The following is a 5,647-nucleotide window of genomic DNA, read 5'->3' on the forward strand; positions in this document are numbered from 1 at the left end:
AGCTTCTTAGGTTGCGTTTCGACGCTGTATCTTCAGCGTCATCATTGTTGGGTAGTGTCGATGCACGACGTTGGCGCTGGTGCGATCCAGGCCGGCCGACGCGCTATCCAAAAAGCTGGCGGTGGCCGGCCTGGATTGCGCCAGCGGGCGCCGCCGTAGAATTTGAGGGGCGCAAAGTCGATGGTATCGATCATCCGAGCGACACCGGGCGAGACGGGTATTCCCGAGGGCTTCCCGATTCTGCTGGACGCCGACATGGCGATCATCGAACCGGCTTTCGCCTGGCTGATGGAGCATGCCGTGGTTCGCGGCCGCTCACGCGCGGGCGACACGGTGCGGACATATGGCGAACACCTTTATGACTGGTTCGATTCCCTGGAACAGTCGAACCGGGGCTGGCGTGACGCCAACGAAGGTGTAATCGCCGCATATCGGAACCGGATGCTCGAGGCGCCAAGCCCGCACACCGGCCGACCTTATGCCCGTTCGACGATCAACGCACGCGTCTCGACCGTCTGCCGCTTTTATGACTGGGCGCGGGACCATGACCTTGTCGCGGCCTCTCCGGTTCGGCGTGTCGAGCAGATCACGCTAGGCATTGGGGAACATCAATCTGGCCTGCTCCGCTCCGCGGTCAACCGGCTGACGGTGCGCAGTGCCGAGCGACTTCCGCGGCCCCTGCGTCGGGATGAGCTGGCCAGCTTGTTCAAGCAACTCGATCCGACGGCGCGGCTTGCTGCCGAATGGGCGCTGACGGCCGGTCTGCGGCGAAAGGAACTGTGTGGACTGAGCGTCGGGCTCATTCCTGATTCCTTCGCCATCGATCCGGAGTCGCAGCCTCTTGTGGGCGTACCGCTGACGATCACGAAGGGTAGCAAGCCGCGCACCGTTTATCCGCCGCTACGGCTGATCGACCGCACGAACTGGTATATCGGCGAGGTGCGGAGCGCCATTGTCCGGCGTGCCAGGAGCACGCATCCAGGCTACCGGGCGCTGGACAATCTTCTGCTCAACGCGCACGGCGTTCCGCTCAGCCGTGCACGCCTGACGGCGAAACTGGCCGCGGCCTTCGCCGCCGCCGGCATCGACGGGACGCTTCATTGGTTGCGCCACACGTTCGCGATGTCGATGCTGGTGCGCCTGCAACACCAGGCTCGTTCCAATCCCGATCTCAACCCGCTGAAGGTTCTGCAGGTTCTGATGGGACATGCCTCGATCAACACGACAGCGATATATCTTCGCTGTGTCGAGCTTCACGAACGCGACCTCGCCGAAAGCCTATCATTCCTTTACGGCGAGGTGATCCCGGATGAGGGCTAAGTCCAGAATCGACCGCCGGTTCGCGCCGGTCGACGAAACGGTGCCGCTCGCGGCGATGCCGGCCCGCGTCATCTTCAATGACGCGTGGGGAAATGTCGAACAGACCTTCGACATCGCCGAATTGGCGGGAGTGCCCGCCGATCTGGCGGCCATTCTGCTGCGCGCTTTCCATGTGCATGATCTCGCGGGGGCGAGGAAGACCCGGACGGCCCGATGGCATGCGCTGAAGGAAATCGCGGAGTTCCTGCGCGATCGTCGCGATGTCGAGACCGCGCGCGACCTCGATGACGCTTTGCTCCGGCGCTTCGCAGGCTGGATGGCGGAGCGGCATGACCGGGCCCGTGGTCCGCAGAGCCTAGCGGGGCAAGTGTCGCTGCTACGCCCCCTGATCGAGCGCGCCGCGCATGACGATCCCGACGTCTTCGGCGGTCCGCGCACCATCCCGGCCTATCTCTTCCCGAACTCGCACAAGCACAGGCAGCCGAAAAGAAGGCTGTCATCGCAGGACATGAAGGCGATCCTGGCCGCCTGCTACCGGGAAATCGACGAAGCCTGGGAGACCTTCCAATATGGTCAGGCGATCGCGGCGCTGCCGGAACCGCCGCCGCTGATCCCGCGGGGCATCGGCAAGGATCGCCTGATCTGGCTTCACCACCGCGCTGGTCGTGGCATTGCGCCAACTGTTGAGCAGATGCGGGCGCATGGCTTGGGCAAGGATACGCTGCTTCTCTACGGGCGGCAGCGCGGCTTTGCGCGGCACTACCATCTCATCACCGATACCCTTGTTCCGTTTTACATCGCCCTGGCAATCCAGACGGCGGCCAATCCCGACCCTCTGCGCCTCATTCGCCGGGATTGCCTGGTTCCGCATCCGCTCGACGAGGAGCGGATGTTCATCGAGTGGCTCAAGCCGAAGACGGGCGGGCGGATCAAACGCATGCAACGACGATCGTTCGACCGGCGCCGATCCAGATCGGCGCCGCGCCTTGTCGAGATGCTGCTGAAGATGACGGCACCGCTTCTGCCGCATGTCGGGGAGCAGGATCGGGATCGGCTCTTTCTGATCCGACGCATGGGAAGTTCGCGGGCGCGGGGCCACCGCCATCTCGCGGGCGTGATCCGCTGGGAAACCCTCGCCCTAGCCATCTGCCGGTTCATCGTCCGGTCGAACGAAAGGATCGAGGCCTGGAATGCTGCTCACCCCGAGCGTCCGCGACGGTTGTTGCCGGACTTCTCGGCCGGTCTGTTCCGCGGCAGCGTAGCGACCGCGCATTATGAAGCCTCGGAGGGCGATATCCTCGCGCCCAAGGCGGTGCTCAATCATGTAAGCGTCGCGACCACCAGTGCCTATATCGAGGGCGCTGCCGCTCAACGGATCGAGCGGGAAACAATAGCCCGCCTGCAGGAGCTAATGCTCGCGTGGGTCATACCGCGTCCTGTGGCGCCATCGGGCGCCGGTGAACGTCAGACGGCCAGCGTGTTGTTTGGGAATGATTGCCTGGCGCCCGTCAGCGGCGCCGGTGGCCTGTGCCCCAAGCTTGGCGGTTGCCTCGCCTGCCCGGGGCTCGTCGTCCCCCTCGACGCCGAACACCTAGCACGCATTCTTCAGGCGCGCGCTCATCTGGAGGAGGCGCGCGATCGGATCGATCCGCAGCGATGGGCCCTCTTCTACGCCTCGAGCCTGCGCGCACTGACACATGATCTCCTCCCGGACTTTCCGGACGAGCTCTTGCCTAAAGCCAGGCGCATCGCGGCGACTCTGCCGCCGCTACCGGATCTGGAGTAGCCATGGACGCCGATGTCACAGCCGCGCCCCTTTCCGCGCAAAGCGACGATCTGCCCGACTATGAGCTAGATATATGGCGCATGCCGGTAGGTGCGGCGCGCAGGCCCAGCACGGCGGTGATCGACTGGGGCTTTGCCATGCCGGATGGCAGTCGCTTTACCGCCTCCGAATGGTCGTCTCTGCGTCAGGCCGCCAAGGCGTTCCTGTGGTCGCTGCATGAGGACCCGCCGGGCAGCCAGCGCAGGCCCTTGAGCCTGCGCTCTTTGCCGAGCGCATTCCGCACCCTGAGGCTGATCATCCTTTGGATGGCGGCGGACAGGACGCGGCGCTTCGCGGATATCAACGAGCCCGCCATCGACCGCCTCTTGGCGGCGCTCGAACAACGTCGTGGGAACAATGGTGGACCGCTTGCCGCCGCAACCGTCCAGAATTGCCTCGGCCTTCTGCGCATGATGTATCTGCAGCGGGCCAAGCTCTCCGATGCCCCAGCCTGTGCACCGCACCGGAAGCCGACACGTGAAACCGGAATCTGGGCGCGACCGGTTCCGCTGCCATATACGCCCGATCCGATCGCGATCCCTCTCATCTCCGGCGCGCTGCGACTTATAGACGAGCCGGCCGACAGGATCATCGGTCTTCGCGATGAGATGCAGCGCATCTTCGATAACGCGCGTGCCGAGGGCAGAGCCCGTATGACCGCGCGCATCCGCATGATGGATGCCCTGAAAGCCCGGCTGCCCTTGTTGCCGGAGTGGGACAGGCCCCATGTGACGCCGAAGGGGGCGTTGCGCCAGCTCAACTTCCTCGCCGACCGCGTCACCGACGCCTGCTTCGTTGTGATCGCCTATCTGATCGGCGCTAGGGTCTCGGAAATCCTGACACTCAAAGCCGGATGCATCGAACATGAACGGGACGAGGCGGACAACAAGTCTCATGCGTGGCTGGTCGGGTCGATCCATAAGGCGTTCCCTTACGACAAGGGTAAACCGCATCGCTGGATTGCGCCTGAGGCCGTCCAGCGCGCCATCGATGTGATGGAGCGACTCTCGGCTCCGCTGCGGGTGATATCCGGGCAGAACCTGCTATGGCTCGTGCAATCGCCGCTGAACAGTGTCACCCGCACGTCGGACGCGCCGATCCGATCGATCACCGGACTGGCCATAAATCTGCGCCTCAACGCGCACTTTGCGCCGTTCCTCGGCCTGCCGGCTCATGAAGGCGCGCCCTGGCGCTTGACCACCCATCAGGGGCGAAAGACCTTCGCGCGCTTCGTGGGCCGGCGTGACCGCACCGGCCTGTTCGCTCTTCAAAAGCATCTCGGCCATATGACGCGGGCCATCACCGATCGAGGCTATGTAGGCACCGACTTCGAACTCGCCGAGCTCATCGATACCCATGTTGTCGAGGAGACCCGGCATGCGCTGGAAGAAATGCTGCTCGCGCCAAGGCTCGCAGGCAAGGCGGGGCGCAGGCTGTCGGAACGCTCACCGTTCCGGGGTCGAACCCGTGACGGGGAATTCGACGCCTATGTCGATGCGCTGCTGGCCGATACCGGCATGCGCTTGGGCGTCTGCGACTGGGGCTACTGCCTGTACCGCCAGGAAACCGCCGCCTGTAAGGGAAATGAGCACGGCCCGAATCCCGTGCTCAGAACCCAGAGCACATGCGCGGCCTGCTCCAACTTCGTGGTGTCCGAGAAGCATCGCCCAGTCTGGGCGGCCAGGCTGGCCCGCAACGAGACGCTGCTTCTGCGCACCGGTCTCAATCATGAAAGCCGCGCGCTGGTCGAGTCCCGGATCGCCGAATGCCGGCAGATCCTGACGACGCTGAATAGTGGAGCCGGGCGCAATGGCAGAGACTGAGAAACTCTCCCCACAGCAGCGTCGCCACGCGCGAACCAAGGCGCGCTTGCGCGATGCTCTTCTCGGGCTCTCTGCCGATCCGTCGAGGCCGTTGACAGCCGCGGCCTTAGCACGCGAGGCAGGTGTCGGCCGCAACGCGATTTATGTCGGCCACGCGGATATCCTCGGTGAACTGCGCGACCTGGCGGCGCGCCGGGCCGCCGGACCCGAGGCACGCCGGCGTGATGAGCAGGCAGACCGGGACAAAGTCCGCGCGCTTGGACAGGCACTCGACAAGCTTGCCACCCAGAATGCCGGTCTGCTGCGGCGCGCCTTGGAAGCCGAGGAGCTCTGGAAACGCAGCGAAGAGCGAAACGCCCAGCTCTCGCGTGAGCTCGCCAAACTCAGGGCGCCCACGCTCGTGACTCGCGAAGCTCCAAGGCGACCCGGCAAACAAGATTGACCGCTAACCTGGTCACGGCGCCCGGCCGGTGCGCGGCCGGGAGAGGCAGAGGGCGGCGGAGGGACCGGTCGAGCCAAACGGATCGGGAAAGAGAGGAATTTGGCGGTTCCGGCGACGTGGCATGACGCCTCCGAGATCGAAGAATACGTCCTCTTAGCCTCCGATCGAAAGGCTCGTTGCACATCAATGGCTTAACTTTAACAAGACGGGTTGACAAATGACCTATGCCTTCATGAA

General features: G+C 64.4%; 4 protein-coding genes. All 4 read left to right on the forward strand.

Translation table 11 applies throughout. The annotated features are described in order from the left end of the window. Positions 1–180 precede the first annotated feature (180 nt). The 4 genes from RFM41_RS33805 to RFM41_RS33820 are packed head-to-tail and all read left to right on the forward strand — an operon-like array spanning position 181 to position 5,410. Positions 181–1,320, forward strand: coding sequence for a tyrosine-type recombinase/integrase (locus RFM41_RS33805; RefSeq protein WP_320253483.1), 1,140 nt, complete (start codon positions 181–183; stop codon positions 1,318–1,320). Then, positions 1,310–3,106, forward strand: coding sequence for a hypothetical protein (locus tag RFM41_RS33810; protein WP_320253484.1), 1,797 nt, complete (start codon positions 1,310–1,312; stop codon positions 3,104–3,106). The genes RFM41_RS33805 and RFM41_RS33810 overlap by 11 nt, the downstream gene beginning before the upstream one ends. Positions 3,107–3,108: 2 nt before the next feature. Continuing rightward, positions 3,109–4,968: an integrase gene (locus RFM41_RS33815; RefSeq protein ID WP_320253485.1), complete on the forward strand. Its 1,860-nt coding sequence runs from the start codon at positions 3,109–3,111 to the stop codon at positions 4,966–4,968. Then, entirely contained in the window at positions 4,955–5,410 is a 456-nt protein-coding gene (locus RFM41_RS33820) for a hypothetical protein (protein ID WP_320253486.1), read from the forward strand. Before RFM41_RS33815 ends, RFM41_RS33820 begins: the two co-directional genes overlap by 14 nt. The last annotated feature ends 237 nt before the right edge of the window (positions 5,411–5,647 follow it).

The sequence above is a fragment of the Mesorhizobium vachelliae genome (genome assembly GCF_033977325.1).
In the GTDB taxonomy this organism is placed as follows: Bacteria; Pseudomonadota; Alphaproteobacteria; order Rhizobiales; family Rhizobiaceae; genus Mesorhizobium; species Mesorhizobium vachelliae.

Bases quoted from the DNA above. Each gene is read 5' to 3' on its own strand.
- RFM41_RS33805 (WP_320253483.1), top strand. From the start codon at position 181: ATGGTATCGATCATCCGAGCGACACCGGGCGAGACGGGTATTCCCGAG.
- RFM41_RS33810 (WP_320253484.1), top strand. From the start codon at position 1,310: ATGAGGGCTAAGTCCAGAATCGACCGCCGGTTCGCGCCGGTCGACGAA.
- RFM41_RS33815 (WP_320253485.1), top strand. From the start codon at position 3,109: ATGGACGCCGATGTCACAGCCGCGCCCCTTTCCGCGCAAAGCGACGAT.
- RFM41_RS33820 (WP_320253486.1), top strand. From the start codon at position 4,955: ATGGCAGAGACTGAGAAACTCTCCCCACAGCAGCGTCGCCACGCGCGA.